Raw genomic sequence first — 17,390 nt, forward strand, 5'->3', positions numbered from 1 at the left:
CCGCATCAATCGAGCGGCCAAACGGCAACCATGCCGCGCGGCAGGCGCCGTAGAGTGGCCATCCCGCCACCCATCACGATCCCCCGAGGCCCCGCCATGCAGCAGATGCAGCTCTATATCGGCAACAAGAACTACTCCTCCTGGTCCATGCGCCCCTGGGTGCTGATGCGCCAGGCCGGCATCGCCTTCGACGAGGTGCTGGTGCGCTTCGACAGCTTCGACGCCGGCTCCGCATTCAAGCAGCGCCTGGCCGCCGTCTCGCCCACGGGCAAGGTGCCGGCCCTGGTGCACGGCGATCTGGTGGTGTGGGACACGCTGGCCATCGCCGAATACCTGGCCGAGCAATTCCCTGACCTCGCCCTCTGGCCCGCCGGCGTGCGCGCCCGCGCCATGGCCCGCAGCGCCTGCGCCGAGATGCACAGCGGCTTTGGCGCCCTGCGCAGCGCCTGCCCGATGAACATCGAGGCGCGCCTGCCGGAAGTGGGCGCGCTCATCTGGCGAGACCAACCCGGCGTGCGCGCCGACGTGGCGCGCCTGGTCGCCCTCTGGACACAGCTGCTGGAGGCCCACGGCGGCCCGCTGCTCTTGGGCAGCTTCAGCATCGCAGACGCCTTCTTCGCGCCCGTGTGCGCCCGCCTCGTCACCTACGGCCTGCCGGTGCCGCCGCACATCGCCGCCTATGTGGAGCGGGTGATGGCGCTGCCCGGCGTGCAGGCCTGGGTGCAGGGCGCGCTGGCCGAGAACGATTTCCGCGAATTCGAGGAGCCGTACCGGCTGCGGCCCGCGCAGGCCTGACCGCAGCGCCACACGCCCGGCCTTAGAACGTGTTCACGTTCTTACCGGAACTGCTTGCGCAGGAAGGGCTTGTGGCGCGCGATGTGCGCCAGCTGCGCGGCAGCGACGGTGCCGCCCAGGTCCTCGTCCTCCACATTCAGCACATCGCGCGCATGGGCCAGGGCGCGCTGCACCACGTCCTCCTCGCTCACGCCCAGCTGGGCGGCCAGATCCATGGCCACGCGGCGCATGGCACGCTGCGACAGCATCCACATCGCGCCGAACGCATCCCAGGCCGCCGCGGCCTCCTGGGCGCGCTCGTGTTCGGCCAGGATGGCGCTGAGCGGCTTGTCCAGCACCTCCTGCAGCGCATCCGCGCGGTCCTGCAGTGCCTCGATGCGCTGCAGCATCTCTGCGGCATCGGGCGTCGCGGCTGCAGGGGCGGGGGCAGGCGCTGGAATCGGCAGGCTGCCGTCGGGGTTCATCTGGGCGATGGTGATGGTGGGAGGCGTGGTCATGGCGGTGGAGATGATGGTGAAACAGCCGGCGAAGGCCAGGCGCCGACTATAGGCACGCCAGGCCGGCGCCCGGCAGGCACGCGAGCGCCGTGGCTACACTGCCCGCATGCAGATCTATTTGGTGGGCGGCGCGGTGCGGGACCGGCTGCTGGGCCGCCCCGTTCATGACCGCGACTGGGTCGTCGTCGGCGCCACGCCGGCGGCGATGGAAGCCGAGGGCTTCCTCCCCGTGGGGCGCGACTTCCCCGTCTTCCTCCACCCCGAGACGCGCGAGGAATACGCCCTGGCGCGCACCGAGCGCAAGAGCGGCCCCGGCTACCGCGGTTTCGCCGTGCATGCCGCGCCCGACGTGACGCTGGAAGAAGATCTTTCGCGCCGCGACATCACTATCAATTCCATAGCTGAAGGCCCTTACGGTGCAATCGCTCCCGGGCTCTGCGACCCCTATGGCGGCGTGCGCGACATACAGGCGCGGGTGCTGCGCCACGTCACCGACGCCTTCCGCGAAGATCCCGTGCGCATCCTGCGCGTGGCGCGCTTCGCGGCGCGCTTCACCGACTTCCACGTCGCGCCCGAAACCATGCAGCTTATGCGCGAGATGGTGGCGGCGGGCGAAGCCGACCACCTGGTGCCAGAGCGCGTCTGGCAGGAACTGGCCCGCGGCCTGATGGAAGCGCGCCCCTCGCGCATGTTCGAGGTGCTGCGCGACTGCGGCGCGCTCGCCGTGCTGCTGCCCGAAGTGGCCCGTCTCTGGGGCGTGCCGCAGCGCGCCGAATACCACCCCGAGGTGGACACGGGCATCCACCTGATGATGGTGCTGGACATGGCCGCGCGCCTGCAGGCGCCGCTCGCCGTGCGCTTCGCCTGCCTCACGCACGACCTGGGCAAGGGCACCACGCCCGCCGACGTGCTGCCGCGCCACATCGGCCACGAGGCGCGCAGCGCCCGGCTGCTGCAGGCCGTGGCCGAGCGCCTGCGCGTGCCGGTGGACTGCCGCGAGACCGCCGACGTGGTGGCCCGCGAGCACGGCAACATCCACCGCAGCGGCGAGCTGAACGCCGCCGCCCTCCTGCGCCTGCTGGAGCGCTGCGACGCGCTGCGCAAGCCCGAGCGCTTCGCCGACGTGCTGCTGGCCTGCGAGTGCGACGCGCGCGGCCGGCTGGGCTTCGAGGAAGCGCCCTACCCCCAGCGCCCACGCCTGGCCGCCGCCCTGGCCGCCGCCCGCGCCGTGGCCACCGGCCCCATCGCCGCCGAAGCCGCCCGCGCCGGCCTGGGCGGCCCACAGGTGGGCGAGGCCATCCGCCGCGCCCGCATCCAGGCGCTGGAACAGCATCTGGAGACGGCCCCGCATTGACCGGGCCGGGGACGAATAGCCCATGGCCTACAGCCCGCTGGACCGCCATTTGCTAAGGTACCGGCAATGCAAAAGCTACCGTTGCTGACAGCGCGCCACGCGCTTTTCCTCGACTTCGACGGCACGCTGGCCGACATCGCGCCGCATCCCGATGCGACGCAGGTCCACCCTGGCATCGTCCCCGCGCTGGAGCACCTGCACCAGCAGCTGAACGGCGCGCTGGCCATCGTCACCGGCCGCCGTCAGGTCGACATCGACCACTTCCTTGCTCCCTTGAAACTGCCCCTGGCGGCCGAACACGGCGCCCAGTACCGCCTGGGCAGCGGCATGGAGGGCAGCGTTAACGTGCCCGATCTCGCGCCGCCCCTGCGCGTACTCGAGCCCATGCTGGAGCGCTACCCTGCGCTGGTGCTGGAGCGCAAGAGCGCAGGCGTGGCCCTGCACTACCGCCAGGCGCCCGAGCTGGAGGCGCAGTGCCGCGCCGCCGTGGAGCACGCCATGGCCCAGACGCCGGGCCTGGAGCTGCTGCAGGGCAAGTGCGTGCTGGAGATCAAGGCCGCCGGCCCCGACAAGGGCCGCGCCATCGCCGACTTCATGCGCCATGCGCCCTTCGAAGGGCGCATCCCCGTCTTCGCGGGCGACGACGTGACCGACGAGCACGGCTTCTCCGCCGTGCTGGCGCTGGGTGGCATCGGCATCAAGGTGGGGCCGGGCGAGACCCAGGCACAAGTCCGCTGCGACGACACCACCATGCTGCGCGAATGGATCTTCCAGATGGCCTCGCCCGAGGGCCTGCCCGCATCATGAGCACCACCACGCCCCCCACCCCGCCCCAACCGGATGCGCCCGCGGCGGCGCCGGCCCAGCAACCGCCCGCCCCGCCCCCGGCCGCGGCCCGCCGTGTGGCGCGCGAGCTGCTGCCCCGGCCCGAGAGCTTCGCGCCGCCGGCCGATGCATCGCTCAAGCTGGGCATGATCGGCAACTGCTCCATCAGCGCGCTGGTCGATGCGCAGGGCCACATCGTCTGGTCGTGCATGCCGCGCTTCGACGGCGACCCGGTGTTCAACGCCCTGATCCAGCCCGGCGACGAGGGCAGCCGCTTCGCCATCGAACTGGAGAACCTGGCCGAAAGCCGCCAGTGGTACGAGCCCAATACCGCCGTGCTGCGCACGCGGCTCACCGACCATTCCGGCAACAGCATCGAGATCACCGACTTCGCCCCGCGCTTCCATGCCCGGGCGCGGTTCTTCCGACCCATGCTGCTGGTGCGCCGCGTGCGGCCGGTCAAGGGCTCGCCGCGCATCCGCGTCACCGCCAACCTGCGCTTCGGCTGGGGCAGCGAGCGGCCCGAGATCACCCAGGGCAGCCACCACGTGCGCTTCGTCGGCCCCGACCTGACGCTGCGCCTGACCACCGACGCGCCGCTCTCGCACGTGCTCTCCGGCCAGCCCTTCGTGCTCTCGCGCGGCTACGAATTCCTGCTCGGCGCCGACGAGGCCCTCCCCACCGGCATCGCCGACACGGCCCGCTCCTACGAGCAGGACACCATCGCCTACTGGCGCCAGTGGACGCAGCGCCTGGCGCTACCGCTCGAGTGGCAGGACGCGGTGATCCGCGCGGCCATCACGCTCAAGCTCTCGCTCTACGAAGACACCGGCGCCATCGTGGCGGCCATGACCACCAGCATCCCCGAATCGGCCCACAGCGGCCGCAACTGGGACTACCGCTACTGCTGGCTGCGCGACGCGTTCTTCGTCGTTCGCGCGCTCAACAGCCTCTCGGAAACCGCCACCATGGAGGACTACCTGCGCTGGCTCAGCAGCGTGGTGGCCGAAGCGAGCGAAGGCCACATCCAGCCTCTCTACGGCATCGGCCTGGAATGCGAGCTGCCCGAAGACTTCGTGCCCCAGCTGGCCGGCTACCGCGGCATGGGCCCGGTGCGCGTGGGCAACCAAGCGGCCGAGCATTTCCAGCACGACGTGTACGGCAACATCATCCTGGGTGCGGCGCAGGCCTTCCACGACCGGCGGCTGCTCAACCCCGGCGGCGAAGCCGAATTCACCCGCATGGAACAGATCGGCGAGCTGGCCGTGCGCGTCTATGGCACGCCCGACGCCGGCATGTGGGAGCTGCGCACCCGCGCCCGCATCCACACCTCGTCCGCACTCATGAGCTGGGCCGCCTGCGACCGGCTGGCCAAGATCGCCGCCAAGCTGCAGCTCGCCGACCGCGCAGCGTACTGGCAGGAGCACGCGCACCGCATGCGCGAGGAGATCCTCGCGCGCTCCTGGAGCGACAGGCGCCAGGCCTTCGCAGAGAGCTTCGGCGGGCACGAGCTGGACGCCAGCGTGCTGCTGATGGCCGAGGTCGGCCTGATCGACCCGCGCGATCCTCGCTTCGTGAGCACGGTGGACGCCATGGAAGCCTCGCTCTGCGATGGCCCCTACATGCGCCGCTACGAGGCTGCGGACGACTTCGGCAAGCCCGACACCGCCTTCAACATCTGCACCTTCTGGCGCATCGACGCGCTGGCGCGTATCGGCCGCCGCAGCCAGGCACGCGAGATCTTCGAGGCCATGCTGGCCGCCCGCAACCCGCTGGGCCTGCTGTCGGAAGACACGCATGCCGAGACCGGCGAGATGTGGGGCAACTTCCCGCAGACCTATTCGATGGTGGGCATCATCAATGCCGCCATGCGCCTGTCGGCGCCGTGGGACTCGGTGATCTGAGCCGGCACGCGCCGGCCGGCCCGCCCACTCCCAGCGATCACTTTCCAAGGACCTTTCCATGAGCCGTCTCGTCGTCATCTCCAACCGTATCGCCGACCCTCGCAAGCCCGCCGCCGGCGGCCTGGCGGTGGCCCTGGGCGAGACCCTGAACCAGACCGGGGGCCTGTGGTTCGGCTGGAGCGGCACGGTCACCGAAGACGGCCTGCCCGGCGAAGGCACGCTGCACACGCGCCAGGCCGGCAACGTCACGCTGGCCACCGTCGATCTGTGCCGCGAGGACCACGACAGCTACTACTACGGCTATAGCAACAGCGTGCTCTGGCCGGTGTTCCACTACCGGCTGGACCTGGCCGACTTCAACGCCGGCTACATCGCCGGCTACCGGCGCGTGAACCAGATGTACGCCCGCAAGCTGCTGCCGCTGCTCAAGGACGACGACGTCATCTGGGTGCACGACTACCACCTGATCCCGCTGGCCGCCGAGCTGCGCGCGCTGGGCTGCCGCCAGAAGATCGGCTTCTTTTTGCACATCCCCGTGCCGCCGCCGCTCATCATGGCCGCCATTCCGCAGCACGAATGGCTGATGCGCTCCTTCTTCGCCTACGACCTGGTGGGCCTGCAGAGCGAGGCCGACGTGGCGCATTTCACGCGCTACCTCGACCAGGAAGCATCGGCCCAGGCCGTCGGCCCGCAGCGGCTGCGCGCCTTCGGCGCCACCGTGCAGGTGGGGGCCTTTCCCATCGGCATCGACGTGGACGAGTTCGCGCGCCTGGCGGCCGCGCCCGAGGCCATGGATACCTTCCACTCCATGCGCGAGGAATATTCGCGCCGCCGCCTGCTCCTGGGCATCGACCGGCTGGACTATTCCAAGGGCATCCCGCAGCGCGTGCGCGCCTTCCGCGAACTGCTCTCGCGCTACCCCGAGAACCAGCACAGCGCCACGCTCGTCATGATCGCCTCGCCCTCGCGCGACAGCGTGAATGCCTATGCCGACCTGCGCACCGAGCTCGAAGGCCTGTGCGGCGCCATCAACGGCGACTTCGGCGACCTGGACTGGATGCCGCTGCGCTACATCCACCGCACCGTGGCGCGCAAGCGCGTGCCGGGCCTGTGCCGCGCCGCCGCCGTGGGCCTGGTCACGCCGCTGCGCGACGGCATGAACCTCGTCGCCAAGGAATACGTGGCCGCGCAGGACCCGGAGGACCCCGGCGTGCTGGTGCTCTCGCGCTTCGCGGGCGCGGCCGAGCAGATGAAGGAAGCGCTGCTGGTCAATCCGTACGACACGCAGGGCATGGCCGACACCATCCAGACCGCGCTGCAGATGCCGCTGCCCGAACGCCAGCGCCGCCACCAGCGGCTGATGGAAAACATCCGCGAGCACGACGTGCACTGGTGGCGCAAGAGCTACCTCTCGGCCCTGGAGCAGGCCGGCGAGGACGACGACCGCAGCCACCTGGCGCGCGGCGGCTGAGGCCAGAGCTTCCGACCACTGCTCGCCTTTGCGCCGGGCCCGGATGTCCCCGGCCTGGCGCGCGCCGCCCCCCTGGTTTTCCCCATCACAACGACGGCAGCACGCCGCGTACATGGTCCGCGAAGGCCTGCGCCAGCGGCGTCGCGGCTTGCCCCTGGGAGAACGCCAGGCTGATGCCGAGCCAGGGCAGCTCCGGCAGGCCGGCATCGGCGGCCAGCACCTGCAGGTCGGGCGGCACCGCGCAGCGCGTGAGCACCGCCACGGCCGAGCCGGACCGCACCACGGCCGTGAGCCCGGTGAGGCTGCCGCTGGCATAGGCCACGCGGTAGGCCCGGCCCTGGGCCTGCAGGCCCTCGCACGCGGCGCGGTGATCCAGCACGTCGGGGTCGGACAGGGCCAGGGGCAGCGGGTCCCAGTCCGCCACCGCCGTGCCGGGGCTCGCCACCCAGACCAGCGGCTCGCGCCGCAGCGGCGCCAGCGTGCCGGGCGGCGGCGCGTCGCCCCAGGGCAGCGAGACCAGGGCCACGTCGAGCGCGCGCGTGGCCAGCCGCTCGCGCAGGCGGGGCGTGGGCGCGCACACCACGTCCACCCGGGCCAGCGGGTGCAGCAGCGCGAAGCCGCGCAGCAGCTGGGGCAGGAAGGCGGCCGCGTAGTCGTCCGGGCAGCCCACGGCCAGCGCACCGGCCAGGCCGGTGCCGGTCAGGTCCGCCAGCGCCTCGTCGTGGTGGTGCAGGATGCGCCGCGCATGCACCAACAGCCGCTCGCCCTGGCTGGTCAGGCGCACGCCCCGCCCCGTGCGGTGCAGCAGCGGCTGGCCGCAGGACTCTTCCAGGCGCTGCATCTGCATGCTCAGCGCGGACTGGGTGCGGCCCACGCGCGCGGCCGCGGCGCCCAGCGTGCCGGTCTGGGCCACGGCGGCGAAGCTGCGTAGCAGGTCGATGTCGAGAGCGGAGGGCAAGGTATCAGAAATGTTGATTTCAGCCTTGAAAACTATTCGTTTTACTGACACCTGGCAAGCCCCTAGAGTGGCCTGCAAACCCCTGTCTCTTCTCGTGTCGCCCCTCCCCCCCCCGCTTGCCTCATTCGCCTGTCAGGAGCCCTGCATGTCCCGCAACGACGATCCCGATTTCTGGAACCGCGCCCGCCAGCACCTGGTGCGCTACGGCGGCAGCTTCGCCCCCCTGGTGATCGAGCGCGCGGCCGGCAGCTTCGTCTATGACGCGGACGGACGGCCCATCCTGGACTTCACCTCGGGCCAGATGAGCGCCGTGCTCGGCCACTGCCATCCCGAGATCAGCGCCGTGATCGGCGACTACGCCCACCGGCTGGAGCACCTCTTCAGCGGCATGCTGTCGCGCCCCGTGGTGGACCTGGCCACGGCGCTGGCCGGCGTGGCGCCGGGCGCGCTGGAGCGCAGCCTGCTCCTCACCACCGGCGCGGAATCGAACGAGGCCGCCATCCGCATGGCCAAGCTGGTCACGGGCCGGTTCGAGATCGTGGGCTTCGCCCAGTCCTGGCACGGCATGACGGGCGGTGCGGCCTCGGCCACCTACAGCGCCGGGCGGCGCGGCGTGGGCCCGGCGGCGGCAGGCTCGCTGGCCATCAACGCGCCCTTCGGCTTCCGGCCGCGCTTCTTCGATGCCAGCGGCGCCTACGACTGGCAGGCCGAGCTGGACTACGGCTTCGACCTGGTGGACCGCCAGTCCTGCGGCAGCCTGGCCGCCTTCATCGCCGAGCCCATCCTCAGTTCGGGCGGCATCATCGACCTGCCGCCGGGCTATCTGGCCGCGCTCAAGACGAAGTGCGAGGAGCGCGGCATGCTGCTGATCCTCGACGAGGCGCAGACCGGCGTGGGCCGCACCGGCACGATGTTCGCGTGCGAGCGCGACGGCGTGGTGCCCGACATCCTGACCCTCTCCAAGACCCTGGGCGCCGGCCTGCCGCTGGCGGCCATCGTCACCACGGCCGAGATCGAGGAACGCGCCCACGAGCGCGGCTATCTGTTCTACACCACCCATGTGAGCGACCCGCTGCCCGCGGCCATCGGCCTGAAGGTGCTGGAGATCGTGCAGCGCGACCGCCTGGCCGACCGTGCCCGGGTGGCGGGCGCCCGGCTGGAGGCCGGCCTGCGCGCGCTGCAGGAGCGCTACGAGTGCATCGGCGACGTGCGCGGCCGGGGCCTGCTGCTGGGCCTGGAAATCGTCAAGGACCGCACCACCAAGGAACCTGCCGACGGCCTGGGCGCGGCCATCACCGGCGAATGCATGCGGCTGGGCCTGTCGATGAACGTGGTGCAGCTGCCCGGCATGGGCGGCGTGTTCCGCATCGCCCCGCCGCTGACGGTGAGCGACGCGGAGATCGACCAGGGGCTGGAGCTGCTGGGCCGGGCCATCGAGCGCTGCGTCTGAAGCGTGCGGCGGTGGCGCCGGGGGCCGGATGCCGGCCTCACCTCATTTCAATGCACCAGCGCCAGCGCCGCGTAGTCGCCCACCTTGTCGCCCAGCCCGGCCGGCACCAGCTGCACACCCTCGGTCAGCGCCGGCAGGCGGCTCGACACCTCATGCTGCAGGCGCGGCAGCAGCAGGGCCTGGTTGTTCCAGAACACGCTGCCGCCCAGGCTGATGCGCTGCAGATCCATCAGCGCCACCAGGTTGTAGAGCATGCGGCCGAGCACCCGACAGAGTTCGTTCACCACGTCCAGCGCGGCGGCATCGCCCGCGGAGGCCGCCCGCATCAGCGCCGCCGCATCGGCCCAGCCGCCTTCGGCGAAGCGGCGCTGCACCGCATTGCCCGCCACCAGCGCCTCCACATCGCCCCGGTTGCCGCAGCCGCACAGCATGCCGATCGGGTCGTCTGACGCATAGGTGTGGCCCGCGTGGCCGGCATTGCCGTTCTTGCCGCGCAGCACCCGGCCATCCACGCACAGGCCCGCGCCCACGCCGGTACTCCAGGTCACGTAGGCGCAGTGGTCCAGGCCCTGGAGCGCGCCCCAGATGCGCTCGGCCTCCAGCGCGGCGACGGCATCGTTCTCCACCCGCACCTGGGCGAAGCGCTCGCGCAGCGGCGCCTCCAGCGGCACCGAAACCCAGTCGTTGCCCAGCCCGCGCGCAGGGCCTGCCAGGCCGCCGCAGATGTTGGGGTTGCTGACCTCGGCCCGCCCATCGACGAAAAGGAAGGGCCCGCACGACGAAACGCCGGCCTGGGTGACGCTGCCCGGCTCCAGGCCCAGGCTGGCGCAGACCTCGTCCACCATCCGCAGGATCTGCCGCGCCAGCGCCCCCCGGTCGCCCGTGGTGGCCGTGGGCTCGGCCCGCCTGCCTACTGGCGGCGCACCCGTGCCATCGCTCAGGCTGACGGCCACCTTGGTGCCGCCCACATCAATACACGCCTTCATCGTCGTCGTCATCTGCCCCCGAAGCCTTTCAGAAAAGAAACGCACGCTGCCGCCTGCTGCACCGAGCGCACACGCCCGGCCTGCCCCATCACACCCACTTGGCGATCAGGCTGGCGACGAAGCTCAGCAGCAAAGTGGACGCCAGCGGCACATCCCAATCGCGCCCGCCCAGGCGGAACCGGAAATCCCCCGGCAGCCGCCCGAACCCCATGCGCCGCAGCAGCGGCGAAAGCCAGCTGATGCACATGAGGGCGAGGAAGACGACGATAAACCAGCGCAGCATGCGGGGAGTGTAGGTGGCGTGCGGGTCTGGCAGGAGGCGCCCGGGTGATCCTCGATCACCGGACGGTGGCCCTTCATATCGCGCTGCCACGCGGCTACGAAGCTCGCGCCTCCAGACAAGGAAAGCTGGAAAGCGCGCTGGGAACGACTTTGCGCTCAGCGCTGCACGCCCAAGCCACGCACCGTTAACCGCTCCAGCGTGTGAAAGCCCAGGCTTTCCACCCAAAGGCCGATCAGGATGACCAGCACCAGGCCGGCGAGGCACCCCTTGCGCAGCACCGACAGCGAGCTGGCGGTCTTGGCGACCCATTCGCCGCTGGCCAGGCCCTCCCACCGCACGGCCCGCACCACCACGATGACCAGGCGCCACACCCAGCCCTGCTGCCAGATGCGGGCGGTACGCGGGGGGGGGGGGGGGGCTGCGGCGGCAGCTCAAGCCCCGGCAGTGGAATACGGGGCCCGCTTCAAACGGAGATCCGGAAAGGCCGGTGGCCCGGGCCATCGGCGGAGCTTTGCGACAGCTCCTGCCTTCTGCTGGGAGCCACGGCTTCGTCAGTTGTTACCACCCCAACACCTATGGATTCCCCGAAGGCGTGCAGCGCTCCGGCCCCTGCCCTACAGCCGGTGCGTGCGGTCGCCCTGCGCGAAGCCCATCGGCTGCCAGGGCTCGCGCCCCGCGCCCACGGCCAGCACCTTGAAGAGCTCGCCCATCTCGTGCTCCATCATCAATTTGGCCGCTTGCGCGCGCTCCGCCTGGGGTAGCTGCTCCAATTGCGATAGCAAACCGCAGTTGATGAGGAAGTGCGCCTGGGTGGTGTAGCCCAGCACGTGCAGGCCCGCGTCCTGCGCGGCCAGGGCCATGGCGGTGAAGTTGACGTGGGCGGTGATGTCCTTGGCGCCCACATCGGCCAGCGGATCGGAATCAACCTGGTGCGCCTGGTGGCAGACCAGCGTGCCCATGTGGCGCTGGGGGTGGTAGTACTCGGCCTCGGGAAATCCGTAGTCGATGAGAAAAGCCGCGCCGCGCGCCAGGCGTTGGGCCAGCATGCGCATGAAGCCTTCGCCCTGGGCGTGGATCTCAGTGAGGTAGTCCTGCGGGCCCTCGGGCTCGACGGGCGGGCGCAGCGCGGTGGGTCGGTCGGCCCAGGCGAAAGTGGCTTCTGCGTCCTGGCCGGCTTCGCCCAGGGATACGCCGCGCTCGTGCCACACGCCGGTGCCGGCACCGCCATGGCGCGCCAGCAGCTGCACGGGCATGGCGTCCAGCACTTCGTTGCCGACGACGATGCCCTCGAAGCGCTCGGGCAGGCGGTCGGCCCAGGCGACGCGCCCTTCCCAGGCGGCGAGCGCCGCCTGCTGGCGCCGGCGCAGGCTGCCCGACAGGTCCACGATGGTGTAGCGCCGCACGCGGTCGCCCAGCGCCTCCAAGAGCTGCGCGGCCAGCGCGCCGGAACCGGCGCCGAATTCCCAGACCTCGTCGGTGCCGGTGGCGTCCATCGCCTCGCGCACCTGGGCGGCCAGCGCCCGGCCGAAGACGGGCGAGAGTTCGGGCGCGGTGACGAAGTCGCTGCCCGACTCCGGCAGGGTGCCGAACTTGGGCGATTCATTGGCGTAGTAGCCCAGGCCGGGCGTGTAGAGCGCCATCTCCATGAAGCGGTCGAAACCGATCCAGCCGCCGGCCTGGGCGATGGCCTCGCGCACGCGGCCGGCCAGGGCGTTCGTCATTACACTCGCCTGTTCTTTCTGAGGGTTCACCGTCATCTCGTTCGTTCCTTCCGGCGCTGCGCCGGGCCTTCTGCCTTGTTCTGACCAGCCTTCCATCTTATGAGCGATACCGCCCGCCTGCCCGATTCCGCCCCAGGTTCCGCGCCCGGCCGCTCTGCCGCCGGAGCCGCGAGCTGGGTGCTGGTGACGGGCGGCGCCAGGCGCCTGGGCCGCGAGCTGTGCCTGGCCTTCGCCCACCAGGGCTGGCAGGTGGCCTGCCACTACCACCAGTCGGCAGACGAGGCCGAAGCGGTGGTGGCGCAGATCGCATCGGCCGGCGGGCATGCGGTGGCCGTCGCCGGCCCGCTGCACTCCGAAGCCGATGCGCGCGAACTTTTCGCCCGCGTGCTGGCGCAGACCGGCGGGCGGCTGGACTGCGTGGTCAACAACGCCTCGCTGTTCGAACCCGACACCGCCGCCGACTTCGCCGAGGAAACACTCTGGGCGCAGATGCGCACCAACCTCGTCGTGCCCGTCACGCTCGCACGGCTGCTGCACGGCCTGCACGCCGGGGGCCCTGCGGGCACGCCGGCCGCATCCGTCGTGCATGTGCTCGACCAGAAAGTCTTCAATTTGAATCCCGACTACTACTCCTACACCTTGTCCAAGCTGGCGCTGGAGCGCTCGGTCGCGCAGCAGGCGCAGGCCCTGGCGCCCCAGGTGCGCGTGAACGCGGTGGCACCCGGCCTGCTCTTCCAGAGCGGCCCGCAGACGGCAGAGAACTTCGCGGCCGCCAGCCATGCCAACCTGCTGCTCAAACCCATCGACCCGGCCCAGGTGGCGCAGGCGGCGGCCTTCCTCGCCGGCAACCCCTGCATCACCGGCATGAGCCTGTGCGTGGACAACGGCCAGCACCTGGTGCCCACCGAGCGCGACATCATGTTCGTGGCCGAGCAGGTACTGCAGGGCGCGGCATCGGCCACCCAAGGAGGCCGCCCATGAGCCGCATGGACTGGCTGCAGGCCCACTGCCGGCGCCTGATGCTGCGCGGCCTCACGGTGCAGGCCTGGATCGGCATCCACGACTTCGAGAAGGCCGCGCCCCAACGCCTCCTGCTGGACGTGGACATCTACGTGCGCCTGGCCGACACCACGCCCCAGGCCGACGCCATCGCTGAAGTGCTGGACTACGACTTCGTGCGCGATGCCGTCCACGAACGCATCGCCCGCGGCCCCATCGGCCTGCAGGAAACGCTGGGCGACGAGCTGCTCGCCACGCTGATGTCCCAACCCGGCGTGATGGCGGTGCGCGTGCGCACGGCCAAGCCCGACGTCTACCCCGACTGCGAATTCGTGGGCGTGGAGACCTTCCGATTCAGCGAATCGATTCTCAGGAACGAAGCCCCATGACCCCCGACGGCGGCCAGCAGATCCTCACGCTCACCGGTTTGCGCTTCGACGCGAACCTGGGCATCCTCGAACACGAAAAGACCGCGCCCCAACCCATCCAGGTGGACGCGGAACTCAACCAGGGCCGCCAGCCCCTGCTGCCGCACGACGACGACATCAACCACGTGCTCGACTACCGCAAGGTGCGCCAGATCATCATCGACGAGTGCACGGCGGAGCACGTCAACCTGCTGGAGAGCCTGATCGGCAAGCTCACGCGGCGCCTGATGCAGCTGCCCGGCGTGATCGGCGTGCGCGTGAAGATCGCCAAGCTGGAGATCTTCGACGACTGCGAAGTGGCGATACGGATGGAATCGGGCGAGTGGTGAACGCCACCCGCGCCACGCGCCAGCACACCTAGCGCGAGCGGGCCGGCACGGCTCCTCCCCTGCTCACGTCCGCCCCACCACCTTGCCGCAAGCGCCCCGGGGGCCAGGGACGCGAAGTCTCCGGTGCGTGGCAGCCCACACCGTGGTCGGCCGCCACCACGGGCGCTGGGCGGGCAGCCCTCGCCGGCCGTCGTCGATCAGCAGCAGCGGCTGATCCGGCCCTTGCCGCCGTAGCGCGCATCCTGCCGGTCGCGAAAGAACTCGGCATAGCTCATCACCGGTTCGCCGGGGTGCGTGCGCTCATGGTGGCTCAGGTAGGCGTCGTAGTCGGGCAGGCCCACCATCAGGCGCAGCGACTGCGCGAGGTAGCGCCCGCCGGTGGCGACGGCCTGCACGGCATCGCGCGCGGCCTGCAGGGGTCGGCCGGCCGGCGAGACGCCGGCGGGGTCACCGCTCATCTCGCCGCCTCGGGCAGGGCCTCGAACGGGGTTTCATGCGCCGTGGGGCGATTCGCGGCGCGGGCCTGCAGGCAGGCGCGCACGCTGTAGAACAGCACGCTCAGCACCACGAAGATGAACAGCGCGCACAGCCCCGCGTTGATGCGGTCGTTGAGCACGATGCGCGACATGGCCTCGGCCGTCTTGGCCGGGGCGATCACCTTGCCCTGGGCGATGCCGTCGGCGTACTTGGCGGCATGCGAAAGGAAGCCGATCTTCGGGTCGGCCGAGAAGATCTTCTGCCAGCCCGCCGTGAGCGTGCAGGCCAGCAGCCAGGCGGCCGGCGCGATGGTCACCCAGGCGAAGCGCTCGCGCTTCATGCGGAACAGCACCACGGTGCCCAGCATCAGCGCCACGGCGGCCAGCATCTGGTTGGAGATGCCGAAGAGCGGCCACAGCGTGTTGATGCCGCCCAGCGGATCGACCACGCCCTGGTAGAGGAAGTAGCCCCAGGCGCCCACGCACAGCGCGGTGGCGATCAGGTTGGCGGGCAGCGAATCGGTGCGTTTGAGCGCGGGCACGAAGCTGCCCAGCAGGTCCTGCAGCATGAAACGGCCGGCGCGCGTGCCGGCGTCCACCGCGGTGAGGATGAAGAGCGCCTCGAACAGGATGGCGAAGTGGTACCAGAAGGCCATCATGGCCGGGCCGCCCACCACCTGATGGAGGATGTGCGCCATGCCCACGGCCAGCGTGGGTGCGCCGCCGGCGCGGCCCAGGATGGTGTGCTCGCCTACGTCCTTGGCGGTCTGCACCAGCATCTCGGGCGTGACGACGAAGCCCCAGGTCGACAGCGTGGCGGCCACCGCGTCAGGCGTGCTGCCCACCAGCGCGGCGGGGCTGTTCATGGCGAAGTAGATGCCGGGGTTGATGCACGAGGCGGCCACCAGCGCCATCACGGCGACGAAGGATTCGGCCAGCATGCCGCCGTAGCCGATGTAGCGGGCGTGGGTCTCGTTCTCCAGCATCTTGGGCGTGGTGCCCGAGGAGATCAGCGCGTGGAAGCCCGACACCGCGCCGCAGGCGATGGTGATGAAGAGGAACGGGAACAGGCTGCCCGACCAGACCGGGCCGTTGCCCTGCGCGAACTGGGTGATGGGCGGCATCTCCAGCGTGGGCGCCACCACCACGATGCCGATGGCCAGCGCCACGATGGTGCCGATCTTCAGGAAGGTGGAGAGGTAGTCGCGCGGCGCCAGCAGCAGCCACACAGGCAGCGAGGCGGCGACGAAGCCGTAGCCGATCAGCATCCAGGTCAGCGTCTTGCCGTCGAAGGTGAAGGCCGGGCCCCAGACGGGGTCGGCCGCCACGGCCTGCCCACCGAAGATCGCGGCCATCAGCAGCACGAAGCCGATCACCGATACCTCCGCGATGCGGCCGGGGCGGATGTAGCGCAGATAGACGCCCATGAAGAGCGCCACGGGAATGGTCGCCGCCACGGTGAAGGCGCCCCAGGGCGATTCGGCCAGCGCCTTGACCACGATCAGCGCCAGCACGGCCAGGATGATGATCATGATCATGAAGGTGCCGAAGAGCGCGATCAGCCCCGGCACGGTGCCCATCTCCTGCTTGACCAGGTCGCCCAGCGAGCGGCCGTCGCGCCGCGTGGAGATGAAGAGCACGATGAAGTCCTGCACCGCCCCGGCGAACACCACGCCGGCCAGCAGCCACAGAAGGCCCGGCACATAGCCCATCTGCGCGGCCAGCACCGGCCCCACCAGCGGGCCCGCGCCGGCGATGGCGGCGAAGTGGTGGCCGAACAGCACGTGCTTGTTGGTGGGCACGTAGTCCAGCCCGTCGTTGTGCCGCCAGGCCGGCGTGGAGCGGGTGGCGTCCAGCCCCAGCACGCGCTGGGCGATGAACAGGCTGTAGTAGCGGTAGGCGATCAGATAGACGCAGACCGCCGCGACGACGATCCAGAGCGCGCTGATCGACTCGCCGCGCGTGAGCGCGACGGTGCCGAGCGCCCAGGCGCCGAGCAGCGCGATGGCGAGCCACACGAGGTGGCGGCGAATGTGGGACATGGGGACTTGTCTCCTGAAACGTTGTGATGGGGAGCGGGCCGCCCTGCCCCTCGGGCTGGTTCTCTCGGCAGGCGGCCGAACCACCAAGTATCCCGAGGCGTGCCCCACCGCGCATCCGCCTTGCCGCGTAGGGAAGCCGAGTGGGATTGCCTAAGGTTCAACCCGAAAAGGGTTAACCCTGATTACGCTCCGACACCCCGGTGCCGGCCGGCTCAGACGCTCTCTCAGCTTCCCGCCGTAGTACCCAGGTCTGCCGCATGCTCCACCGCGTAGCGGATCAGCTCGGCCAGGCTGCCCAGCTCCAGCCGGCGCCGGATGTTCTGGCGGTGCGCCTCCACCGTGCGCACGCTCAGGCCCAGGTCGGCCGCGATCTGCTTGCTGGAAGCGCCACGGCCCAGGGCCGATAGGATCTCGCATTCGCGCGGCGTGAGCAGCGGCTTGGGCGCCTGGTTGCGAAAGAGCCGCTGCGACACGGCCGGGCTCAGGAAGGTGCCGCCGGCGGCCACGGCCTCCAGCGCAGCGACCAGCTCGGCGGCGGGCGCGTCTTTCAGCACGTAGCCGCGCGCGCCGGCCTGCAGGGCGCGCTGCACGTACTCGGGGTTGTCGTACATGCTGAGCATCAGCACGCGCAGGCCGGGCTGGCGCGCCAGCAGCTGGGCGGCGAAGTCCAGGCCGTTCATGTCCTTCATGCCCACGTCCATCAGCACCAGGTCGGGCGCCAGCGCGGCGATGGGGCCGGCGGCCTCGGCCGCGCCGCCCGCCTCGCCCACGATGTCGATCCAGGGCAGCGGCGCCAGCCGCGCGCGCAGGCCGTCGCGCACCAGGGCGTGGTCATCGACGAGGAAGAGGCGGATGCGGGCGGGCGTGTTCAT

The 17,390-nt window shown here is 70.8% G+C and carries 18 protein-coding genes; 9 read left to right on the forward strand and 9 right to left on the reverse strand.

Annotated features, from left to right (window positions below):
- Positions 1 to 96 precede the first annotated feature (96 nt).
- Positions 97 to 795, forward strand: coding sequence for a glutathione S-transferase family protein (locus AC3A84_RS16470; RefSeq protein WP_487971117.1), 699 nt, complete (start codon positions 97 to 99; stop codon positions 793 to 795).
- Positions 796 to 836: 41 nt separating this feature from the next.
- On the opposite strand, the gene AC3A84_RS16475 is transcribed toward AC3A84_RS16470, so the two are convergent.
- Positions 837 to 1,292 (reverse strand): hypothetical protein, encoded by a 456-nt coding sequence (locus AC3A84_RS16475; RefSeq protein ID WP_487971118.1) that lies wholly within the window; start codon positions 1,290 to 1,292, stop codon positions 837 to 839.
- Positions 1,293 to 1,398: 106 nt separating this feature from the next.
- Here AC3A84_RS16475 and AC3A84_RS16480 point away from each other — a divergent pair, with 106 nt between their 5' ends.
- The 4 genes from AC3A84_RS16480 to otsA all read left to right on the forward strand — a co-directional run bounded on the left by AC3A84_RS16480 (position 1,399) and on the right by otsA (position 6,846).
- The gene (locus tag AC3A84_RS16480) at positions 1,399 to 2,646 is read left to right on the forward strand and encodes a multifunctional CCA addition/repair protein (RefSeq protein ID WP_487971119.1); all 1,248 of its coding nucleotides are present in this window, start codon (positions 1,399 to 1,401) and stop codon (positions 2,644 to 2,646) included.
- Positions 2,647 to 2,712: 66 nt separating this feature from the next.
- Positions 2,713 to 3,453 carry a trehalose-phosphatase gene (otsB, locus tag AC3A84_RS16485; protein ID WP_487971120.1) on the forward strand — a complete coding sequence of 247 codons (741 nt, stop codon included), beginning with the start codon at positions 2,713 to 2,715 and terminating at the stop codon, positions 3,451 to 3,453.
- A gap of 164 nt (positions 3,454 to 3,617) precedes the next feature.
- Positions 3,618 to 5,375: a glycoside hydrolase family 15 protein gene (locus tag AC3A84_RS16490; RefSeq protein ID WP_487971267.1), complete on the forward strand. Its 1,758-nt coding sequence runs from the start codon at positions 3,618 to 3,620 to the stop codon at positions 5,373 to 5,375.
- 58 nt (positions 5,376 to 5,433) lie between these two features.
- Positions 5,434 to 6,846 (forward strand): alpha,alpha-trehalose-phosphate synthase (UDP-forming), encoded by a 1,413-nt coding sequence (gene otsA / locus AC3A84_RS16495; RefSeq protein ID WP_486159740.1) that lies wholly within the window; start codon positions 5,434 to 5,436, stop codon positions 6,844 to 6,846.
- 85 nt (positions 6,847 to 6,931) lie between these two features.
- On the opposite strand, the gene AC3A84_RS16500 is transcribed toward otsA, so the two are convergent.
- Positions 6,932 to 7,804 (reverse strand): LysR family transcriptional regulator, encoded by an 873-nt coding sequence (locus AC3A84_RS16500; protein ID WP_487971121.1) that lies wholly within the window; start codon positions 7,802 to 7,804, stop codon positions 6,932 to 6,934.
- Positions 7,805 to 7,949: 145 nt separating this feature from the next.
- Here AC3A84_RS16500 and AC3A84_RS16505 point away from each other — a divergent pair, with 145 nt between their 5' ends.
- On the forward strand, positions 7,950 to 9,254 hold the full coding sequence (locus AC3A84_RS16505) for an aspartate aminotransferase family protein (RefSeq protein WP_487971122.1): 1,305 nt from the start codon (positions 7,950 to 7,952) through the stop codon (positions 9,252 to 9,254).
- A gap of 47 nt (positions 9,255 to 9,301) precedes the next feature.
- Here AC3A84_RS16505 and AC3A84_RS16510 read toward each other — a convergent pair whose 3' ends face one another.
- The 4 genes from AC3A84_RS16510 to AC3A84_RS16525 form a co-directional block, all read right to left on the reverse strand.
- The gene (locus AC3A84_RS16510; protein WP_487971268.1) at positions 9,302 to 10,240 is read right to left on the reverse strand and encodes an ROK family protein; all 939 of its coding nucleotides are present in this window, start codon (positions 10,238 to 10,240) and stop codon (positions 9,302 to 9,304) included.
- 88 nt (positions 10,241 to 10,328) lie between these two features.
- Entirely contained in the window at positions 10,329 to 10,523 is a 195-nt protein-coding gene (locus AC3A84_RS16515) for a DUF2905 domain-containing protein (RefSeq protein WP_092940710.1), read from the reverse strand.
- A 155-nt stretch (positions 10,524 to 10,678) separates the two neighbouring features.
- Positions 10,679 to 10,894 carry a hypothetical protein gene (locus AC3A84_RS16520; RefSeq protein ID WP_487971123.1) on the reverse strand — a complete coding sequence of 72 codons (216 nt, stop codon included), beginning with the start codon at positions 10,892 to 10,894 and terminating at the stop codon, positions 10,679 to 10,681.
- A gap of 243 nt (positions 10,895 to 11,137) precedes the next feature.
- Entirely contained in the window at positions 11,138 to 12,244 is a 1,107-nt protein-coding gene (locus AC3A84_RS16525; RefSeq protein ID WP_487971124.1) for a class I SAM-dependent methyltransferase, read from the reverse strand.
- A gap of 99 nt (positions 12,245 to 12,343) precedes the next feature.
- On the opposite strand from AC3A84_RS16525, the gene AC3A84_RS16530 reads away from it, so the two are divergent.
- From AC3A84_RS16530 to AC3A84_RS16540, 3 genes are read left to right on the forward strand one after another with little or no spacing between them, the layout of a single operon-like run.
- Positions 12,344 to 13,225 carry an SDR family oxidoreductase gene (locus AC3A84_RS16530; RefSeq protein WP_487971125.1) on the forward strand — a complete coding sequence of 294 codons (882 nt, stop codon included), beginning with the start codon at positions 12,344 to 12,346 and terminating at the stop codon, positions 13,223 to 13,225.
- Positions 13,222 to 13,632 carry a dihydroneopterin aldolase gene (locus AC3A84_RS16535; RefSeq protein ID WP_487971126.1) on the forward strand — a complete coding sequence of 137 codons (411 nt, stop codon included), beginning with the start codon at positions 13,222 to 13,224 and terminating at the stop codon, positions 13,630 to 13,632. The genes AC3A84_RS16530 and AC3A84_RS16535 overlap by 4 nt, the downstream gene beginning before the upstream one ends.
- Positions 13,629 to 14,000, forward strand: a complete 372-nt coding sequence (locus tag AC3A84_RS16540) for a dihydroneopterin aldolase (RefSeq protein WP_092940673.1) — start codon at positions 13,629 to 13,631, stop codon at positions 13,998 to 14,000. Before AC3A84_RS16535 ends, AC3A84_RS16540 begins: the two co-directional genes overlap by 4 nt.
- A 197-nt stretch (positions 14,001 to 14,197) precedes the next feature.
- On the opposite strand, the gene AC3A84_RS16545 is transcribed toward AC3A84_RS16540, so the two are convergent.
- The 3 genes from AC3A84_RS16545 to AC3A84_RS16555 all read right to left on the reverse strand — a co-directional run bounded on the left by AC3A84_RS16545 (position 14,198) and on the right by AC3A84_RS16555 (position 17,390).
- A complete protein-coding gene (locus tag AC3A84_RS16545) occupies positions 14,198 to 14,395 on the reverse strand; it encodes a YbdD/YjiX family protein (protein WP_487971269.1) in 198 nt (65 codons plus the stop codon).
- 59 nt (positions 14,396 to 14,454) lie between these two features.
- The gene (locus AC3A84_RS16550) at positions 14,455 to 16,518 is read right to left on the reverse strand and encodes a carbon starvation CstA family protein (RefSeq protein ID WP_487971127.1); all 2,064 of its coding nucleotides are present in this window, start codon (positions 16,516 to 16,518) and stop codon (positions 14,455 to 14,457) included.
- A 224-nt stretch (positions 16,519 to 16,742) separates the two neighbouring features.
- Positions 16,743 to 17,390, reverse strand: a complete 648-nt coding sequence (locus AC3A84_RS16555; protein WP_487971128.1) for a response regulator — start codon at positions 17,388 to 17,390, stop codon at positions 16,743 to 16,745.

The sequence above is a fragment of the Paracidovorax sp. genome (assembly GCF_057642795.1).

Bases quoted from the DNA above. Each gene is read 5' to 3' on its own strand.
- AC3A84_RS16470 (WP_487971117.1), top strand. From the start codon at position 97: ATGCAGCAGATGCAGCTCTATATCGGCAACAAGAACTACTCCTCCTGG.
- AC3A84_RS16475 (WP_487971118.1), bottom strand. From the start codon at position 1,292: ATGACCACGCCTCCCACCATCACCATCGCCCAGATGAACCCCGACGGC.
- AC3A84_RS16480 (WP_487971119.1), top strand. From the start codon at position 1,399: ATGCAGATCTATTTGGTGGGCGGCGCGGTGCGGGACCGGCTGCTGGGC.
- otsB (WP_487971120.1), top strand. From the start codon at position 2,713: ATGCAAAAGCTACCGTTGCTGACAGCGCGCCACGCGCTTTTCCTCGAC.
- AC3A84_RS16490 (WP_487971267.1), top strand. From the start codon at position 3,618: ATGATCGGCAACTGCTCCATCAGCGCGCTGGTCGATGCGCAGGGCCAC.
- otsA (WP_486159740.1), top strand. From the start codon at position 5,434: ATGAGCCGTCTCGTCGTCATCTCCAACCGTATCGCCGACCCTCGCAAG.
- AC3A84_RS16505 (WP_487971122.1), top strand. From the start codon at position 7,950: ATGTCCCGCAACGACGATCCCGATTTCTGGAACCGCGCCCGCCAGCAC.
- AC3A84_RS16510 (WP_487971268.1), bottom strand. From the start codon at position 10,240: ATGAAGGCGTGTATTGATGTGGGCGGCACCAAGGTGGCCGTCAGCCTG.
- AC3A84_RS16515 (WP_092940710.1), bottom strand. From the start codon at position 10,523: ATGCTGCGCTGGTTTATCGTCGTCTTCCTCGCCCTCATGTGCATCAGC.
- AC3A84_RS16525 (WP_487971124.1), bottom strand. From the start codon at position 12,244: ATGACGAACGCCCTGGCCGGCCGCGTGCGCGAGGCCATCGCCCAGGCC.
- AC3A84_RS16530 (WP_487971125.1), top strand. From the start codon at position 12,344: ATGAGCGATACCGCCCGCCTGCCCGATTCCGCCCCAGGTTCCGCGCCC.
- AC3A84_RS16535 (WP_487971126.1), top strand. From the start codon at position 13,222: ATGAGCCGCATGGACTGGCTGCAGGCCCACTGCCGGCGCCTGATGCTG.
- AC3A84_RS16540 (WP_092940673.1), top strand. From the start codon at position 13,629: ATGACCCCCGACGGCGGCCAGCAGATCCTCACGCTCACCGGTTTGCGC.
- AC3A84_RS16550 (WP_487971127.1), bottom strand. From the start codon at position 16,518: ATGTCCCACATTCGCCGCCACCTCGTGTGGCTCGCCATCGCGCTGCTC.
- AC3A84_RS16555 (WP_487971128.1), bottom strand. From the start codon at position 17,390: ATGAACACGCCCGCCCGCATCCGCCTCTTCCTCGTCGATGACCACGCC.